Source organism: Pseudomonas sp. JC1203 (assembly GCF_056175065.1).
This window is the reverse complement of sequence record NZ_JBWCAM010000004.1, coordinates 273,361-289,993: the sequence shown is the minus strand read 5'-3', so window position 1 is coordinate 289,993 and position 16,633 is coordinate 273,361. Positions and strand designations below refer to the sequence as shown.

At 66.4% G+C, this 16,633-nt stretch carries 14 protein-coding genes; 10 read left to right on the top strand and 4 right to left on the bottom strand.

Going from position 1 to position 16,633, the window contains the following annotated elements; all coding sequences use genetic code 11:
• Positions 1-129: 129 nt before the first annotated feature.
• Positions 130-1,044, bottom strand: coding sequence for a LysR family transcriptional regulator (locus tag AC0SZ7_RS08790; RefSeq protein ID WP_475504025.1), 915 nt, complete (start codon positions 1,042-1,044; stop codon positions 130-132).
• 174 nt (positions 1,045-1,218) lie between these two features.
• On the opposite strand from AC0SZ7_RS08790, the gene AC0SZ7_RS08785 reads away from it, so the two are divergent.
• Together AC0SZ7_RS08785 and AC0SZ7_RS08780 are read left to right on the top strand one after the other, a co-directional pair.
• Positions 1,219-1,896, top strand: coding sequence for a tellurite resistance TerB family protein (locus AC0SZ7_RS08785; protein WP_475504024.1), 678 nt, complete (start codon positions 1,219-1,221; stop codon positions 1,894-1,896).
• Positions 1,897-1,983: 87 nt separating this feature from the next.
• The gene (locus AC0SZ7_RS08780; RefSeq protein ID WP_475504023.1) at positions 1,984-3,180 is read left to right on the top strand and encodes a diguanylate cyclase domain-containing protein; all 1,197 of its coding nucleotides are present in this window, start codon (positions 1,984-1,986) and stop codon (positions 3,178-3,180) included.
• A gap of 4 nt (positions 3,181-3,184) precedes the next feature.
• On the opposite strand, the gene AC0SZ7_RS08775 is transcribed toward AC0SZ7_RS08780, so the two are convergent.
• The 3 genes from AC0SZ7_RS08775 to AC0SZ7_RS08765 all read right to left on the bottom strand — a co-directional run bounded on the left by AC0SZ7_RS08775 (position 3,185) and on the right by AC0SZ7_RS08765 (position 5,896).
• Positions 3,185-3,874 carry a YoaK family protein gene (locus AC0SZ7_RS08775; RefSeq protein WP_475504022.1) on the bottom strand — a complete coding sequence of 230 codons (690 nt, stop codon included), beginning with the start codon at positions 3,872-3,874 and terminating at the stop codon, positions 3,185-3,187.
• Positions 3,875-3,960: 86 nt separating this feature from the next.
• On the bottom strand, positions 3,961-5,232 hold the full coding sequence (locus AC0SZ7_RS08770; RefSeq protein WP_475504021.1) for a sensor histidine kinase: 1,272 nt from the start codon (positions 5,230-5,232) through the stop codon (positions 3,961-3,963).
• Positions 5,225-5,896 carry a response regulator transcription factor gene (locus AC0SZ7_RS08765; protein WP_475504020.1) on the bottom strand — a complete coding sequence of 224 codons (672 nt, stop codon included), beginning with the start codon at positions 5,894-5,896 and terminating at the stop codon, positions 5,225-5,227. Before AC0SZ7_RS08765 ends, AC0SZ7_RS08770 begins: the two co-directional genes overlap by 8 nt.
• A gap of 134 nt (positions 5,897-6,030) precedes the next feature.
• On the opposite strand from AC0SZ7_RS08765, the gene AC0SZ7_RS08760 reads away from it, so the two are divergent.
• The 8 genes from AC0SZ7_RS08760 (at position 6,031) to cheB (ending at position 16,626) form a co-directional block, all read left to right on the top strand.
• Positions 6,031-8,292, top strand: coding sequence for a TonB-dependent receptor (locus AC0SZ7_RS08760; RefSeq protein ID WP_475504019.1), 2,262 nt, complete (start codon positions 6,031-6,033; stop codon positions 8,290-8,292).
• Positions 8,292-9,011, top strand: coding sequence for a tetratricopeptide repeat protein (locus AC0SZ7_RS08755; RefSeq protein WP_475504018.1), 720 nt, complete (start codon positions 8,292-8,294; stop codon positions 9,009-9,011). Before AC0SZ7_RS08760 ends, AC0SZ7_RS08755 begins: the two co-directional genes overlap by 1 nt.
• A 228-nt stretch (positions 9,012-9,239) precedes the next feature.
• Positions 9,240-10,862 carry a methyl-accepting chemotaxis protein gene (locus AC0SZ7_RS08750; protein ID WP_475504017.1) on the top strand — a complete coding sequence of 541 codons (1,623 nt, stop codon included), beginning with the start codon at positions 9,240-9,242 and terminating at the stop codon, positions 10,860-10,862.
• Entirely contained in the window at positions 10,862-11,395 is a 534-nt protein-coding gene (locus AC0SZ7_RS08745; RefSeq protein WP_475504016.1) for a chemotaxis protein CheW, read from the top strand. The genes AC0SZ7_RS08750 and AC0SZ7_RS08745 overlap by 1 nt, the downstream gene beginning before the upstream one ends.
• Positions 11,395-12,660, top strand: coding sequence for a CheR family methyltransferase (locus AC0SZ7_RS08740; protein ID WP_475504015.1), 1,266 nt, complete (start codon positions 11,395-11,397; stop codon positions 12,658-12,660). Before AC0SZ7_RS08745 ends, AC0SZ7_RS08740 begins: the two co-directional genes overlap by 1 nt.
• Positions 12,657-13,340, top strand: a complete 684-nt coding sequence (locus tag AC0SZ7_RS08735; protein WP_475504014.1) for a chemotaxis protein CheW — start codon at positions 12,657-12,659, stop codon at positions 13,338-13,340. The genes AC0SZ7_RS08740 and AC0SZ7_RS08735 overlap by 4 nt, the downstream gene beginning before the upstream one ends.
• The gene (locus tag AC0SZ7_RS08730) at positions 13,337-15,619 is read left to right on the top strand and encodes a response regulator (protein WP_475504013.1); all 2,283 of its coding nucleotides are present in this window, start codon (positions 13,337-13,339) and stop codon (positions 15,617-15,619) included. Before AC0SZ7_RS08735 ends, AC0SZ7_RS08730 begins: the two co-directional genes overlap by 4 nt.
• Entirely contained in the window at positions 15,616-16,626 is a 1,011-nt protein-coding gene (gene cheB / locus AC0SZ7_RS08725) for a chemotaxis-specific protein-glutamate methyltransferase CheB (RefSeq protein WP_475504012.1), read from the top strand. Before AC0SZ7_RS08730 ends, cheB begins: the two co-directional genes overlap by 4 nt.
• The last annotated feature ends 7 nt before the right edge of the window (positions 16,627-16,633 follow it).

The window sequence follows — 16,633 nt, the reverse complement described above, 5'->3', positions numbered from 1 at the left end:
AGGTCTCTTTTCTTTTGGGCTCACGGGCAGGCTCCTGGAAGGCAGCCCGGGCACGGATTGTCTCGGTGGGTAGAGACTAGTGCGCGGGCGGGTGGGCTACAAATTCTAAATACTGAATGCAGCATTCGATTAAATCGATAGCCTGCGCCCAGCGTTGGGCTGCTCGCGGGCCACGGTCAGGAACGGGTCCACCAGCGCTGGCCGCGCGGTGCCGCGACGCCAGGCCAGGCCCACGTCCAGGGTCTGGGTGAGGTCGGCGAGCGGCCGTGCCTCGATGATGTCGCCCTCCAGCGACCACGGCCGGTAGGTCATGTCCGGTTGTATCGACACACCCAGCCCTGCCGCCACCAGGCTGCGCACGGCCTCGGTGGAGGCGGTGCGCAGGCTGATGCGCGGGGTCAGGCTGGCGCTGGTCCACAGGCGCTGGGCGTTGCGGTCCATCTCGTCGACGTTGAGCTGGATCAGCGGCTCGCGCGCCACGTCGGCCAGGGTGATGCTGTCGTGGTCCAGCAGCGGGTGCTGGGCCGGCAGCCACAGGCGGTGGGGCGAGTGGGTCAGCACCTCGGTCTGCAGCGCGTGGCGGTCTTCCAGGTTGGAGACGATCAGCACACCCACGTCGATCTCGCCGCTCACCAGCAGGTGCTCGATGTACGGGCGCTCGTCCTCCATCACGCGCAATTCCACGTTGGGGTAGGCGCGCTGGAAGCGCGTCAGCAGGTCGGCCAGGTAATAACCGGCCACCAGGCTGGTGACGCCGATCACCAGTTGACCGGCCACCTGGTCGGTGCTTTGCTGCAGGCTGCGCTTGGCGTTGTCGACAGTGGCCAGGATCAGGTGCGCCTGGCGCAGGAACTGGTGGCCCTGGTGTGTCAGGGTCATGCCCTTGGCGTGGCGGTTGAACAGGCTGACGCCAATCTCCTGCTCCAGCTGCTGGATGGCCAGGGTCAGGGTCGACTGGGAAATGAACACCGCCTGGGCGGCGGCCGAGATCGAACCGGTCTCGGCCACGGCGATGAAATGGCGGATCTGGCGCAGGGTCATCATCAACGGGGCACTCGCAACGGGATCTATAAAGCTGATGGGGCGAGTGTATATCTTTTTTTTCGAAGGCTTCGGTCCGCGCGGTTGTGCAACATCCCGAAGCAAATCCCCAGGGGCGAGCCGCCGGGCTTCGTTTTAAGCTCAAGGCATTCGCGTCGCCTTTCTGGAGGTTTCCCCATGAACACCCGTGGCCTGCTTGATCAACTGCTCAAATCCGGTACCGACCTGCTGCAGGGCAAAGGCGCCACTGCTTCATCCCCCGCCAATGGCGCCCTCGGCAGCCTGTTGTCGGGGGCGGGTGGTGGCGCGTTGGCGGCCGGGGCGATGGGCTTGCTGATGGGCAGCAAGAAGGCGCGCAAGTTGGGTGGGCAGGCGCTGACCTATGGCGGTATCGCCGCTGTCGGCGTGCTGGCGTACAAGGCCTGGAGCAACTGGCAGGCCCAGCAGCACACGGCGCCGCGTGAACCCGCGCAAACCCTCGACCGCCTGCCCGCCGCCCAGGCGGAACAGCACAGCCAGGCCGTGCTCAAGGCGTTGATCGCCGCGGCCAAGGCCGATGGGCATGTGGACGCGCGTGAGCGTGAATTGATCGAAGGGCAGTTCGCGCAACTGACTGCCGACCCGCAATTGCAGGGCTGGCTGCACGCCGAATTGAACAAGCCCCTGGACCCGGTGGATGTGGCGCGCGCCGCCGGCACGCCGGAAATGGCCGCCGAGATGTACCTGGCCAGCGTGATGATGGTCGACGACGCGCAGTTCATGGAGCGCACCTACCTGGATGAACTGGCGCGGCAGCTGAGCCTCGACTCAACCCTCAAGGCCGAACTGGAACGGCAGGCGCACCAACCTGTATAACAGTGGCGGTGGGGCATTCGACCAGCGGTTGCAGTTTCTGCCTGGCGCTGCCGATACCCCGTCGTAGCCACTTCCCCCCGGTGCCGAATGCCTGCTTCCGACCTTGAACGCCGCACGACCGACGACGCGCACACCCTGGCCGAAGTCGAGCGCACGATTGCGACCGGGGTGCGCGTCCTGCGGTTCAGTGACCTGCTGGAACGCCGCTACCAGGCCGACACGGTCAAGCAGCGCCTGCAGTTCATCACTGCCGTGGGCATTGGCGGTGCGCTGGTCTATAACCTGTTTCTGCTCAGCGACTGGCTTACCCTGCGGGACATGTTTGCCTACGTGGCATCCGGCCGCCTGCTGTTGGTCACGCCAATGTTCATCGCCTTGCTGGTGCTGGGCCAGCGCCTCACCCAGCGCTGGGCAGTGGAAACGGCGGCAGCGGCGGGCACCGTGGTGTCATCACTGATACCCCTGGTGGCGATGATCTACAGCCATAGCCCGTACCGCCTGCACTATCAGCTGGGGATGCTGCTGATCATGGTCTATTGCACCATGATCCAGCAGTTGCCGATGCGCTTCGCCTCGGTGGCCATGCTGTGCATGCTGGTGATCCAGCTGGTGACCACCTACCTGGCCGACTTCGCCGATTTCCGTATCTGGCAGGCCAACGCGCTGCTGTTCGTGTCCACGGCGGCGCTGCTGTTGATGGCCTCGTATTTCCAGGAACGCGGCAGCCGCCTGAGCTACCTGTTCGCCTTGCGTGGGCGGTTGCTGCGCGAGCAATTGCTGCACATCGCCCGTACCGACGCCCTGACCCAGTTGTTCAACCGCCGCTACCAGGGCGAGGTCATGGAGCAGGTGTGGGCGGCGGCTGCGGCAAAGCCTGTGAGCGTGGTGGTTATCCTGCTGGATATCGACCACTTCAAGGCTTACAACGACAACTACGGCCACCTGCAGGGCGACACGTGCCTGGCACAGGTCAGCCAGGCTATCCAGCAGGCGGCGCAGGCGCGGGACGCCCTGGTGTTTCGTTTCGGTGGTGAAGAACTGCTGATTCTGCAGGTGGGCGCCGACGCCAATCAGGCGCGTGCCCTGGGCGAGGCATTGCGCAGCGCAGTCGCCGCCCTGGCCATCCCGCACCCGGTGCTGGGCGCAGGTGCGCAGGTGACTGTGAGCCTGGGCGTGGCCGCAAGCATGGCCCCGCACACGGGTGCCGATGCCCTGATTGCCGCGGCAGACCAGGCGCTGTACGCCGCCAAGGGCGCCGGGCGCGACTGCCTGCGCTGCGCTTGACGGGTCAGGCGAGGTCGGTCTTGCCTTCGTACACCATCACGCAACCCCAGGCCGCTACTGCCACCGGAATTACCAGGCACCACAGCCCCACTGCCAGGTACAGCAGCGCCGAGCCGATGCAGCCCACGGTGAAGCCCAGCAGGTTGCGGCCAATCGGCCCCATGCGTGCCAGAATCACTTCGCGTTCGGCGCGGTCGCGCAGGCCAATCAGCGAAAACAGATCAATCGCCAGCTGGGTGACGTTGCCGGTCATCAGCGTGGTCGGTGGCGCCGCCTTCAGGTGCTGACGCGACAGCGCGTTCTGAATGGCCATGGCTGCCACGCCAACCATGCCGGTCACCAGCGCCACCATTGAATCGCCGTCGGTGAACGGCCCCAGCCACACCGCGCAGGCCATGAACAGCGCCAGCAACAGCGTGTGCGCCAGCATCAGCAGGTGCAGCGACGCCAGGTTGTGCCGGTGCAGCGCGCTCGCCGCCAAGTGGGTGAAGCCCACCACCATGGCGAACACCGGCAGCGCCAGCAACTTCGCCAAGGCGCCCGAGGTGCCATGCACGATGCTCACCCCCAGGGTGACGAAGTTGCCGGTGACGTGGGCGGTGAACAGCCCCTGCAGGGCGAGGAAGCCCACGGTGTCGACGAAGCCGCCGTTGAAGCTCAGGGCGGGGGCGAGTGATGTGGGTACGGGGCGCATGGTCGTTCCTTGAGGTTGGGAGGCGCGGCCATTGTGGCCGCGAAACCGTTTCAGGAACAATTATCCATATGGTGAACTTATTGTTTCTATTTTGGGGACGGTGCGCAGTCCAGGCGGAAGCACGTTGGCCCGCCTGCGGGGGAATCGACGCTGATGGCCCAGCCCTGGTTGACGCAGATGCGCTTGACCAGTGACAGGCCCAGGCCGAGGTTGTCGACACTGGGCTGCGGCCCCCGGGTAAACGGCAGGAAGATGGCTTCGTGCTGGTCGGCGGCAACGCCGGGGCCGTTGTCCTGCACCTCCACCCAGGTGTCGCCCACGCGCAGGCGAATCTCGCTGCCGGTGCCGGCGTATTGCAGGGCGTTGCGCAGCAGGTTGCCCAGCACTGTGCGCAGCAGGGGCAGGGGGTAGGCAGGCGGCGTGGCCAGCGTGGCGTGCGGTTCCACCAGCAGTGCCAGCTGCAGGCGCCGGGCCTGGGGGCAGGCCTGCCGCACCTGTTCGTCCACCGCCTGGGCCAGGCTGGCGTGGGCGAACCCCAGGCAGTCGGCCTCGCCACGGGCCAGCATCAGGTAGGTGTCCAGGCGCTGGCGCATGTCCTTGATCGAAGCCTCTACTTGCGCCAACTGGGTATCGGCCGCGGGGCTCAGGGGTTCTTCGTCGCGCAGCACCTCGCAGGCGCTGAGCGCTGCCATCATCGGCGTGCGCAGCTCGTGGCCGACGTCGGCGGTGAACAGGCGTTCGCGTTGCAGGGCCAGCTCCAGGTGGTTGTAGGTGTTGTCGAACGCCTGGGCGGCGGTGCCGATTTCATTGGCCGGGAAGTCCGGTGCCAGGCGGCTTGAGGGGGGCAGGGCAGTGCGCGCACTCATGCTCGCGGCCAGGCGTTCGATGGGGCGTACCAGGCGCCGCGTGGTGATCACCCCCAGCAGCACCGCCAGCAGCACCAGGCCGCCGAGGCTGGTGACGCCGACAATCAGCATGGTCGACTGGCCATGTTCGTAGTCGGTGTAGTCGCGCATCAACAGGTAGCGCTGGGCGCCGTCGTCCAGCACACGCACGTGCCACAGGCGCTGGCCACGCATCAGTTTGTAGAAGCCTGGGGACAATTGCCGCAGGTCGGCGGGAAACTGCTCGGAGCCAGGCTGGCCGACGAAAAACCGCCCAGGCCGGCCCGGCCCGCCGCTGGCGATTTCCTCGCGCACCCGCGTGATGGCGATGCCCATGTCGATTTCCTGCAGGCGCATCTCCAGGCGGTTCAGGCTCAGGTTGGAAAGCGCCAGCACCAGCGCGCCAGTGAGCAGGCTCACCAGCCCGTAGATCAAAATCAGCCGGCGGCCCAGGCTGTGGCGGCGTTCAGTCATCGGCCAGCCGGTAGCCGATGCCGTGCACGGTGCGCAGCAGCGGCTGTGCGAAGGGTTTGTCGACTACATGGCGCAGCTGGTGAATGTGCGTGCGCAGGCTGTCGCTGTCGGGTGGCGAATCGCTCCATAGCAGCTCTTCCAGTTTGCGCCGCGCCACCACGGCGGGGCTGGCCTGCATCAGCGCCATCAACAGGCGCAGGGGCGCGGGCGGCAACTTCAGCGCCTGGCCTGCGCGGCTCAGCGCCAGGGTAGTGGTGTCCAGGCACAGGTCGGCGACCTGCAACACGGTCTTGTGCTGGGGCGCGGCACGCAGCAGCACGGCGTTGACCCGCGCCGCCAGTTCGGCCAGGGCAAAGGGCTTCACCAGGTAGTCGTCGGCGCCAGCCTCGAAGCCTTCCAGGCGGTTATCCAGGGTGTCGCGTGCGGTCACCATGATCACCGGAATGCGCCGGCCGCCTTCTTCGCGCAGGCGCCGGCACAGGGTGTAGCCGTCCAGCCGCGGCAGCATGAGGTCGAGCACGATCAGGTCGAAATCGCCACTGCGGGCCATCTCCAGGCCCTGGGCGCCGTTCTCCGCGCAATCGACGATGTAGCCGCGGCGGCTGAGGTAACGGGTGATGTTGTCGAGGATAACCAGGTCGTCTTCGATGACCAGAATGCGCATGGGCGGGCCAGTTTCATGAAATGTGTCGGATGTGAAAACTTCTTAACAAGAACTTGAGAAGCGTTATCGCACAATGCGCGAAAGAGAATCGTTGTTGTTTACTTTAACCTGCTGGCCCCTCCTACGAGAACCCCATGAGCCGTCAATCCACCCTTCCACCGCGCCTTGAAGTTTCCCTGGGCATGGCCGTCGCCACGCTCAGCAGCCTGACCTATGCTGCCGACCAGGTGCCCAACACCCTGCAGCTGGACCAGACGGTCATCGATGCCACGCAGGACAACGCGGCACCGTACCAGACCGAGAAACTCTCGGGCAGCAAATTCACCGAGGCCCTGCGTGACACCCCGCAGAGCATCAGCGTGGTGCCCAAGCGTGTGCTGGAAGAACAGAATGCCCAGGACCTCAAGGACGTGCTGCGCAACGTGCCCGGCATTACCTTCAACTCGGGCGAGGGCGGCGGTGGCGTAGGCGACAGCATCAACATTCGTGGTTTCAGCGCCGACGGCAACATCTACCGTGACGGCGTGCGCGACCCGGCCAAGTACACCCGTTCCGAGCTGTTCAACACCGAACAGGTGGAAGTGCTCAAGGGCTCCAGCAGCTCGGGCTGGGGCGTGGGCGCCATTGGCGGCGCCATCAACATGGTCACCAAGAGCCCCGAGCTCAAGGACTTCGACACCCTGGACGTGGGCGTGGGTACGGCCAACTACAAGCGCAGCACCCTGGACATCAACCACACCATCGACGGCCTGGGCGAGGGCGCAGCCTTCCGCCTCAACGTGGTGGGCTACAAGGGCGGCGAGAACGGCCGTGACTGGATCCAGCGTGAGCGCAACGGCTTCGCGCCGTCGCTGTCCTTGGGCCTGGGCACCGACACCCGCTTCACCATCGCCTACGAATACATCCACGACAACGGCAACACCGACTACGGCATTCCCACTGTGGATGGCAGCAACGGCAGCAGCCCGCACCGCCTGGGCAGCTGGAGCAGCTACTGGGGCTGGCGCAACCTGGACAAGGAAAACAACGAGTCGCACCGCCTGAACCTGAAGTTCGCCCATGACTTCAACGACAACGTCACCTTCGACAACCAGCTGACCTATTTCCACCTGGACCACGACTACTTCGTCACCACCCCGGGCGGCACCTACTACAAGGCTAACAGCCCGGCACCGGGCGTGATGGCCAACAAGGGCGTGTACCGTCGCTACCTCAACACCCCGTCCCGCGATCAGACCAACGCCACCTGGAGCGACCAGAGCAACCTGACGTTCCGCTTCGACACCTTCGGCATTGGCCACACCCTGGTCACCGGCGTCGAGTACAGCAAGCAGACCCTGCAGGAAGACACCGGCAAGCTGACCGCCGCCGATGCCACGACCATGAGCAACCTCACGGCCGACAGCAACAACTGGTCCAAGTACCCGTATTCGGCTGACACCTACACCAGCGCCGAGGTCTCCGCCGAGCAGGTCGACAAGGCCTTCTATGTGCTCGACACCCTGACCTTCAACGACCACTGGCAACTGCACCTGGCTGGCCGCCAGGACCACTACGACTCGCGCATCACCAGCAACTGGTCGCGCAGCAGCCAGACCGCAGCGTGGGTGGACGGCGGCAATTCGTCGGCCTCGGAAAAAGTCACCAGCGTGCACACCGCCCTGGTCTACAAGCCGGTGGAAGAGGGCAGCATCTACCTCAGCTACGCCAACGCCCGCCAGCCCAGCAGCCTGACCGCCATCGCCCAGACCGGCGCCAGCACCGGCGACAGCACCCAGCGTGGCAAGACCACCGAACTGGGCACCAAGTGGGACCTGTTCAATGAAAACCTCAGCCTGACCGCCGCGGTGTATGAAACCAAGCGCAGCTTGACCTACACCGACGACGACACCGGCGCCACCCTCAACGTGGGCGGCGAGCAGCGCGTGCGCGGCCTGGAAATCGGCCTGGCGGGCAACATCAACCGCTACTGGTCGATCTACGGCGGCTACGCCTACCAGAACGCCGTGACCCTGAAGGCCGCCAACGCTACTTCAGAAGATGGCACGGTCGGCATCGCCAACACGCCCAAGCACACCATCAGCCTGTGGAACACCTGGAAACTGCCGGGCGACAACACTTTCAGCTACGGCGTGCGCTACGAAGACACCGTGGACATCTACCAGGGCACCGGCACCGGCGCCGACTCGGTCACCAGCTCGGCGACCAAGACTACCCTGCCGGACTACGTGGTGCATGACGTGGCGTTCACCCACGCCGTCAACAAGAACATCGACCTGCGCCTGAACGTCACCAACATCTTCGACAAGCGTTACTTCACTGAATACAACGGCCGTGGCTACGGTATTCCGGGTGATGGCCGCGGCGCCACGCTGACCGCCGAGTACCGCTTCTGATGCTGGCCGATCCCGTGCTGCGCCTGGGCGTGCAGGACCGCACCGCAGTGGCGCGCCTGCTGCTGGACCAGGCCGCCACGGGCAACCCGGAGGCCCAGGCGCACCTGGGCCAGGCGTTGCTCGACGGCCACGGCATAGAACGCGACGCGGCGCTGGCCTTGAGCTGGTTCCGCATCGCCGCGGGGCGCGGCCACCTGGTGGCACTGAACATGGTGGGCCGTTGCCTGGAACTGGGCTGGGGCTGTGCCCCGGACCTGCCTGGGGCGGCGGCGCATTACCACGCCGCCGCCCGGCGCGGGCTGGATTGGGGCCAGTACAACTACGCCAACCTGCTCAGCCAGGGCCGCGGCGTGCCGCGCAACATGGCGGCCGCGCTGGCCTGGTACCAGCGCGCCGCCGACAGCGGCCACGCCAAGGCCATGAACCTGGTGGGGCGGTTCCACGAGGAAGGCTGGGGCATACCGGTAAACGCCGCGCTGGCGTTCGACTGGTTCCAGCGCTCGGCCCTGGCCGGGGATTTTCGCGGCCAGTGCAGCTACGCCGCCATGCTGGTGCGCCACGGCAACCTCGACGAGGCTGCCCACTGGGTCATGCGCGCAACGCGCACGGCCACGCCGGCCTTCCTGGCCAAGATCCGCGAAGCCGTGGCAGCCCTGCCTGCGGCCGTGTTCGCCCCGGTCATCAGCGCCATCGACCAACGTCTGGCGATCATCCCGTAGCGCACTGTCTATTGTGGGAGCTGGCTTGCCAGCGAGTTTCCAGGACTTCAACAGCTCGCTGGCAAGCCAGCTCCCACAGCGCGCCTCCCCGCTACCTAACTTATGGCCCACCGCTATCATGTCGAAAAGATATGGAAAGGTAGGCAAAAACGACACAGTCAGCAGGGTTATCTGTGGGCTATACTCGGCCAATTTGCCGGTAAGACGTAGCACTTTCGAGGGATGACTGTGAAGAACTGGACATTGCGCCAACGGATCCTGGCGAGCTTCGCCGTGATTATCGCCATCATGCTATTGATGGTAGTGGCCTCCTACACGCGCCTGAAGGCTATCGACGATGCGCAGGAAAACGTGCGCGCTGACAGCGTGCCAGGCGTCTACTACAGCTCGATGATCCGCAGCGCGTGGGTCGAAAGCTTCGTCTATACCCAGCAACTGGTGGGGTTGAGCTACCAGCGTGAATTCGTCACGGCCGACGAGGACCAGTACAAGGCCTTCGCCGACCGTCTGACCGAGCAGATGGGCAATTACCAGAAGACCGTGTTCGACCAGGACGACAAGGCCAGCTTCGACGAGTTCGGGAAAACCCGCGTGGCCTACGACCAGGCCCTGGCCAAGGTGCTGGACGCCTACCATCAGAAGCACTTCTCCCTGGCTCAGGACCTGCTGAACGATCAGGTAACCCCTGCCTGGATCGCCGGCCGCAAGCAACTGAACAACATGATCGAGCGCAACCGCGACTCCGCCGAGCACGCCGCCCAGGCCAGCTCCCAGGCGGTCAGCGACGCCAAGCTGACCATGGGCATCGCCCTGCTGCTGGCCATCATTGCCGCCGGCGTGTGTGGCCTGCTGCTGATGCGCGCCATCATGCAGCCGATGCAGAAGATCGTGACCATCCTGGAAACCATGCGTACCGGTGACCTCAGCTCGCGCCTGAACCTGTCGCGCCGCGACGAGTTCGGCATGGTCGAGACCGGCTTCAACGACATGATGACCGAGCTCACCGCCCTGGTGTCCCAGGCCCAGCGCTCGTCGGTGCAGGTGACCACCTCGGTGACCGAGATCGCCGCCACCTCCAAGCAGCAGCAGGCCACCGCCACGGAAACTGCGGCCACCACCACCGAGATCGGCGCCACCTCGCGGGAAATCGCCGCCACCTCCCGCGACCTGGTGCGCACCATGACCGAGGTCACCTCGGCCGCCGACGCCGCCTCGATGCTGGCAGGTTCAGGCCAGCAGGGCCTGTCGCGCATGGAAGACACCATGCACCAGGTGATGGGCGCCGCTGACCTGGTGAACGCCAAGCTGGCGATCCTCAACGAGAAGGCCAGCAACATCAACCAGGTGGTGGTGACCATCGTCAAGGTTGCCGACCAGACCAACCTGCTGTCACTGAACGCCGCCATCGAGGCGGAAAAGGCCGGCGAGTATGGCCGTGGTTTTGCCGTGGTGGCCACCGAAGTGCGGCGCCTGGCCGACCAGACCGCCGTCGCCACCTACGACATCGAGCAGATGGTGCGCGAGATCCAGTCCGCGGTGTCGGCCGGGGTCATGGGCATGGACAAGTTCTCGGAGGAGGTGCGCCGCGGCATGTTCGAGGTGCAGCAGGTGGGTGACCAGCTGTCGCAGATCATCCAGCAGGTGCAGGCGCTGGCGCCGCGCGTGCTGATGGTCAACGAGGGCATGCAGGCCCAGGCCACCGGTGCCGAGCAGATCAACCACGCGTTGTCGCAGCTCAGCGACGCCAGCAGCCAGACCGTGGAGTCGTTGCGCCAGGCCAGCTTTGCCATCGACGAGCTCAGCCAGGTGGCCACCGGCCTGCGTGGCGGCGTGTCGCGCTTCAAAGTCTGATGAGCGAGGCGCTGCGCCCGTCCAGGGCGGCCATCACCTGCCAGGGCAAACTGTTCCTGATTTTCAAGGTGGGTGCCGAGCGCTTCGCCCTGGCGGCCACCGACATCGGCGAAGTGCTGCCGTGCGTGCCGCTCAAGCCCGTGGCCCAGGCACCGGCCTGGGTGGCCGGCATCTTTGCCCACCGCGGCCGGGTGGTGCCGGTCATCGACGTCGGCCAGCTGATGTTCGGCAGCCCGGCGCCGCAACGTACCAGCACGCGCCTGGTGCTGGTGCACTACCGCGCCGACCCGGCGCGGCCCGACCTGCGCCTGGGGCTTATTCTCGAGCACGCCACCAACACCTTGCGCTGCGACCCCAAGGACTTTCGCCCCTATGAGGTGTCCAACGCCAACACACCGTACCTGGGGCCGGTGCGTGAAGACGAGGAAGGCCTGCTGCAGTGGGTAGGCGTGCAGGACCTGCTCGATGACCGGGTGCGCCAACTGTTGTTTGCGCCGCAGCTGGCCGATAGCCTCAAGGATGGGGATGACTGATGGGCGACGATCCACGCTTCTTCAAATACCTGCGTGACCGCATTGGCCTGGACGTGGCCTCGGTGGGCCCGGCGCTGATCGAGCGCGCGGTGCGCCAGCGCTGCAGCGCCAGCGGTTGCGCCGATGCCGATGCCTACTGGCTGCTGTTGCAGGGCAGTGGGCCAGAGCAGCAGGCCTTGATTGAAGCGGTGATCGTTCCTGAAACCTGGTTCCTGCGTTACCCCGAGTCATTCGCCGCCCTGGCCCGCCTGGTCAAGGCGCGGTTGCTGGAGTTGAAGGGCACGCGGCCGGTGCGCCTGCTCAGCCTGCCTTGCTCCACCGGCGAAGAGCCTTACTCCATCGCCATGGCGCTGTTTGACGCCGGCGTGCTGGCCAGCCAGTTCCGCGTCGACGGCGTCGACATTAGCCCGCTGTCGGTGGCCAAGGCCCAGCAGGGGGTATACGGGCGCAACTCCTTCCGGGGCGCAGACCTGGCCTTTCGTGACCGCCATTTCGAGGCCCTGGGCGAGGGCTACCGCCTGAGCGAACGGGTGCGCCAGCAGGTGCGGTTGCAACCTGGCAACGTGCTCGACCCGGCGCTGCTCAAGGGCGAACCGCCCTACGATTTCGTCTTCTGCCGCAACCTGCTGATCTATTTCGACGTGGAAACCCAGCAACGGGTATTCGAGGTACTCAAGGGCCTGACCGACAAGGGCGGCGCCCTGTTCATCGGCCCCGCCGAGGGCAGCCTGTTGGCGCGCCTGGGCATGCGCCCCATCGGCATTGCGCAGTCGTTCGCCTTCGTGCGCGATGAAAACCCGGTGCCCGAGCCGCTGCCCGTGACGCCCTGGGTGGCGCCGCCGCCGCGGCCGGTGCCAGCCACCGCGCCGTTGCGGCCACGGGCTGCGCCAATTGCCCCACCGCTGCCTCAAGTGGCGGCCCCGGCGGCCGAAAAACAGGTACAGGTGACACTCGAACAGATCGCCAGCCTGGCCAACGAAGGCAAGAGCCAGGCGGCCATGCAGGCGTGCGAGCTGTACCTCAAGCACCAGGGGCCGCATGCGCAGGCGTATTACTGGCTCGGTTTGCTCAACGACGTCGGTGGCGATGCGCGCAAGGCCCAGGATTTTTACCGCAAGGCGCTGTACCTGCAGCCGCAGCACCCCGAAGCGCTGGCCCACCTGGCCATGCTGCTGGCCGCCCAGGGCGACAGCGTGGGGGCCAAGCGCCTGCAGGAACGCGCCGCGCGCAGTGACCGAACTGCTGACAGTGAGCGTAAACGATGATTGGCCTGGCTTCGCTGAATGTCATCCAGGGGGATGGCGAAGCGATCGACGATTGCTGGAACCGGATTGGTATACACGGCGACAAGTCGTGCCCGTTGCTGGCCGACCATATTCATTGCCGTAACTGCCAGGTATACGCCGGCGCCGCCGTGCGCCTGCTGGACCGTTACTCGCTGGCCCGGGAAGCGGTGCGCGGCGAAAGCGTGGAAGCGCTGGGCCAGGTGGCCTCGCGCTCGCTGGTGGTGTTCCGCCTGGCCGAGGAATGGCTGGCCCTGGCTACCCGTTGCCTGGTGGAGATAGCCCCGGTGCAGCCGGTGCATTCGCTGCCGCACCAGCGCTCGCGGGCGTTGCAGGGTGTGGCTAACGTGCGCGGCGCGCTGGTGGCGTGCCTGTCGCTGGCCGAATTGCTGGGGGTGGACGTCAGCGTCAGCCCGCAGGCGTCGGCGCGTGTCATGCCGCGCATGCTCATCCTCGCCGCTGCCGGCGGCTCGGTGGTGGTACCTGTGGATGAAGTCGACGGCATCCACCGCATCGACCTTGCCGACCTGGAACAGGCCTCGCCCGCCGCCGGCCAGGCCGGCAAGCGCTTCACAGAGTCGGTATTGCCGTTCAAGGGCCGCAGCGTGCGTGTCCTGGACGAAACCCAGTTGCTGGAAGCCGTTGCCCGGAGCCTCACATGACCCCGGACCAGATGCGCGACGCCTCGCTGCTGGAACTCTTCGCGCTGGAAGCCGAAGCGCAGACCCAGGTGCTGAGCACCGGCCTGCTGGAGCTGGAACGCAACCCCACCCAGGCCGACCAGCTGGAAGCCTGCATGCGCGCGGCCCACTCGCTGAAGGGCGCCGCGCGTATTGTCGGCGTGGATGCCGGCGTCAGCGTCGCCCACGTGATGGAAGACTGCCTGGTGAGCGCCCAGGAAGGCCGCCTGCTGCTGACCCCCGAACATATCGACGCGCTGCTGCACGGCACCGACCTGCTGATGCGCATCGCCACGCCCGAGACGGCGCCCACCACCGAAGACATCGCCGCCTACTCGGTGCGCATGACGGTGCTGCTCGACCCCTCGGCCGTGCCGCCACCGCCGCGTGCCGCCGCGCCAGCCCCGGCGCCAGCGGCCGTCATCGAGGCGCCGGCGGCCGAGCCGGAGGCCGCCCCGGAAGCCCCCACCAGCCCCGAGCCACGCAAGGCCAAGGGCGCGCCGGTGGAAGGTGGCGAGCGCGTACTGCGGGTGACCGCCGAGCGCCTCAACAGCCTGCTCGACCTGTCCAGCAAGTCGCTGGTGGAAACCCAGCGGTTGAAGCCGTACCTGGCGACCATGCAGCGCCTCAAGCGCATGCAGGGCCAGAGCCAGCGCGCCCTGGACGGTTTGAAGGAACACCTGCAGGCCACTCACCAATCCGAGGAAGTGCTTGAGGCCCTGGCGCTGGTGCAAGGGCTGCTGGGCGAGACCCAGCAGATGCTGGTGCACCAGACCGCCGAGCTGGACGAGTTCGGCTGGCAGGCCAGCCAGCGCGCGCAGTTGCTCTACGACACCGCCCTGGCCTGCCGCATGCGGCCGTTCGCCGACGTGCTGGGCGGGCAGGGGCGCATGGTGCGTGACCTGGGCCGCGAGCTGGGCAAGCAGGTGCGCCTGGAAATCGAAGGCGAGAAGACCCAGGTCGACCGCGACGTGCTGGAAAAACTCGAAGCACCGCTGACCCACCTGCTGCGCAACGCCGTCGACCACGGTATCGAATCGCCCGAGCAGCGCCTGCTGGCGGGCAAGCCGGCCGAGGGCCGGGTGCTGCTGCGTGCCTCGCACCAGGCCGGGCTGCTGGTGCTGGAACTGATTGATGACGGCGGCGGCGTTGACCTTGAGCGCCTACGCCGCAGTATTGTCGACCGCCAGTTGTCGCCGGCCGAGACCGCTGCCCAGCTCAGCGAGGAAGAACTGTTGAGCTTCCTGTTCCTGCCCGGCTTCAGCCTGCGCGACAAGGTCACCGAAGTCTCCGGCCGCGGCGTCGGCCTGGACGCGGTGCAGCACATGATGCGCCAGCTGCGCGGCTCGGTGGAGCTGACCCAGGTGCGCGGCCAGGGCAGCTGTTTCCATATCGAAGTGCCGCTGACCCTGTCGGTGGTGCGCAGCCTGGTGGTGGAGGTGGGCGAGGAAGCCTACGCGTTCCCCTTGGCGCACATCGAACACACCCTTGACCTGCCGGCCGAAGACATCGTCCAGCTCGAAGGCCGCCAGCACTTCTGGTACGAAGGCCGGCACGTCGGCCTGGTGGCCGCCAGCCAGTTGCTGCAGCGCCCGGCTGGGCAGAGCAGCGAAGACTCGCTGCGGGTGGTGGTGATCCGCGAGCGCGACGCCATCTACGGCGTGGCGGTGGAGCGGTTCATCGGCGAGCGTACCCTGGTGGTGCTGCCGCTGGATGCGCGGCTGGGCAAGGTCCAGGACATTTCCGCCGGGGCCTTGCTGGACGATGGCTCGGTGGTGCTGATCATCGACGTGGAAGACATGCTGCGCTCGGTGGAAAAACTGCTGACCACCGGCCGCCTGGAACGCATCGACCGGCGCAACCGCCCCGGCGTGGAACAGGCGCGCAAGCGCGTGCTGGTGGTGGACGACTCGCTGACCGTGCGCGAACTGCAGCGCAAGCTGCTTAGCCACCGCGGCTACGACGTGGCCGTGGCGGTGGACGGCATGGACGGCTGGAACGCCCTGCGCGGCGAGGACTTCGACCTGCTGATCACCGACATCGACATGCCGCGCATGGACGGCATCGAGCTGGTGACCCTGGTGCGCCGTGACAGCCGCCTGCAGTCACTGCCGGTGATGGTGGTGTCCTACAAGGACCGCGAAGAAGACCGGCGGCGTGGCCTGGACGCCGGGGCCGACTACTATCTGGCTAAAGCCAGTTTCCATGACGACGCCCTGCTGGACGCCGTGGTCGAGTTGATCGGGAGTGCCCAGGGATGAAGATCGCCATCGTCAACGACATGCCCATGGCCGTCGAGGCCCTGCGCCGGGCCGTGGCGTTCGAGCCGGCGCATCAGATCATCTGGGTGGCGGGCAACGGCGCCGAGGCCGTGGCCAAGTGCGCCGAACAGTTGCCCGACCTGATCCTGATGGACCTGATCATGCCGGTCATGGACGGCGTCGAGGCCACCCGCCAGATCATGGCTGCCACCCCGTGCGCCATCGTCATCGTCACTGTCGACCGCCAGCAGAACGTGCACCGGGTGTTCGAAGCCATGGGCCATGGCGCGCTGGATGTCGTCGACACCCCGGCCGTGGGCGCCGGCAACCCGCGCGAGGCAGCCGCGCCGCTGCTGCGCAAGATCCTCAACATCGGCTGGCTGATCGGCCAGCGCGGTACCTCGGTGAAGGCCGTGCCCACGCCATTGCGCACGGGCGTGCAGCGGCAGACGCTGATTGCCATCGGCTCTTCGGCTGGCGGCCCGGCAGCCCTGGAAGTGCTGCTCAAGGGCTTGCCGAAAACCTTTTCCGCAGCCATTGTGCTAGTGCAGCACGTTGACCAGGTATTTGCCGCCGGCATGGCCGACTGGCTGTCCGGCGCCAGCGGCCTCAACGTGCGCCTTGCCCGCGAAGGCGAACCGCCGCAACCTGGCGTAGTATTGCTGGCGGGCACCAATCATCACCTCCGTCTGCTTGCCGACGGAACACTGGCCTACACGGAGGAGCCGGTGAACGAGATCTACCGGCCGTCCATTGACGTATTCTTTGAAAGCGTGGCGCGTTTCTGGCGTGGCGACGCGGTTGGCGTCCTGTTGACCGGCATGGGGCGTGACGGCGCCCAGGGCCTGAAACTGCTGCGCCAGCAGAATTTCCTGACCATCGCCCAGGACCAGGCAAGCAGTGCGGTGTATGGCATGCCCAAGGCGGCAGCGGCCATTGATGCAGCGGTGGAAATCCGCCCCCTGGAGCGGATTGCTCCCAGACTGATGGAAATTATCCAGCCATGAACCCGAG

Coding starts and splice junctions, on each gene's coding strand:
- AC0SZ7_RS08780 (WP_475504023.1), top strand. CDS start 1,984: ATGCCTGCTTCCGACCTTGAACGCCGCACGACCGACGACGCGCACACC.
- AC0SZ7_RS08765 (WP_475504020.1), bottom strand. CDS start 5,896: ATGCGCATTCTGGTCATCGAAGACGACCTGGTTATCCTCGACAACATC.
- AC0SZ7_RS08775 (WP_475504022.1), bottom strand. CDS start 3,874: ATGCGCCCCGTACCCACATCACTCGCCCCCGCCCTGAGCTTCAACGGC.
- AC0SZ7_RS08785 (WP_475504024.1), top strand. CDS start 1,219: ATGAACACCCGTGGCCTGCTTGATCAACTGCTCAAATCCGGTACCGAC.
- AC0SZ7_RS08790 (WP_475504025.1), bottom strand. CDS start 1,044: ATGATGACCCTGCGCCAGATCCGCCATTTCATCGCCGTGGCCGAGACC.
- AC0SZ7_RS08740 (WP_475504015.1), top strand. CDS start 11,395: ATGGGCGACGATCCACGCTTCTTCAAATACCTGCGTGACCGCATTGGC.
- AC0SZ7_RS08770 (WP_475504021.1), bottom strand. CDS start 5,232: ATGACTGAACGCCGCCACAGCCTGGGCCGCCGGCTGATTTTGATCTAC.
- AC0SZ7_RS08755 (WP_475504018.1), top strand. CDS start 8,292: ATGCTGGCCGATCCCGTGCTGCGCCTGGGCGTGCAGGACCGCACCGCA.
- cheB (WP_475504012.1), top strand. CDS start 15,616: ATGAAGATCGCCATCGTCAACGACATGCCCATGGCCGTCGAGGCCCTG.
- AC0SZ7_RS08745 (WP_475504016.1), top strand. CDS start 10,862: ATGAGCGAGGCGCTGCGCCCGTCCAGGGCGGCCATCACCTGCCAGGGC.
- AC0SZ7_RS08735 (WP_475504014.1), top strand. CDS start 12,657: ATGATTGGCCTGGCTTCGCTGAATGTCATCCAGGGGGATGGCGAAGCG.
- AC0SZ7_RS08730 (WP_475504013.1), top strand. CDS start 13,337: ATGACCCCGGACCAGATGCGCGACGCCTCGCTGCTGGAACTCTTCGCG.
- AC0SZ7_RS08760 (WP_475504019.1), top strand. CDS start 6,031: ATGAGCCGTCAATCCACCCTTCCACCGCGCCTTGAAGTTTCCCTGGGC.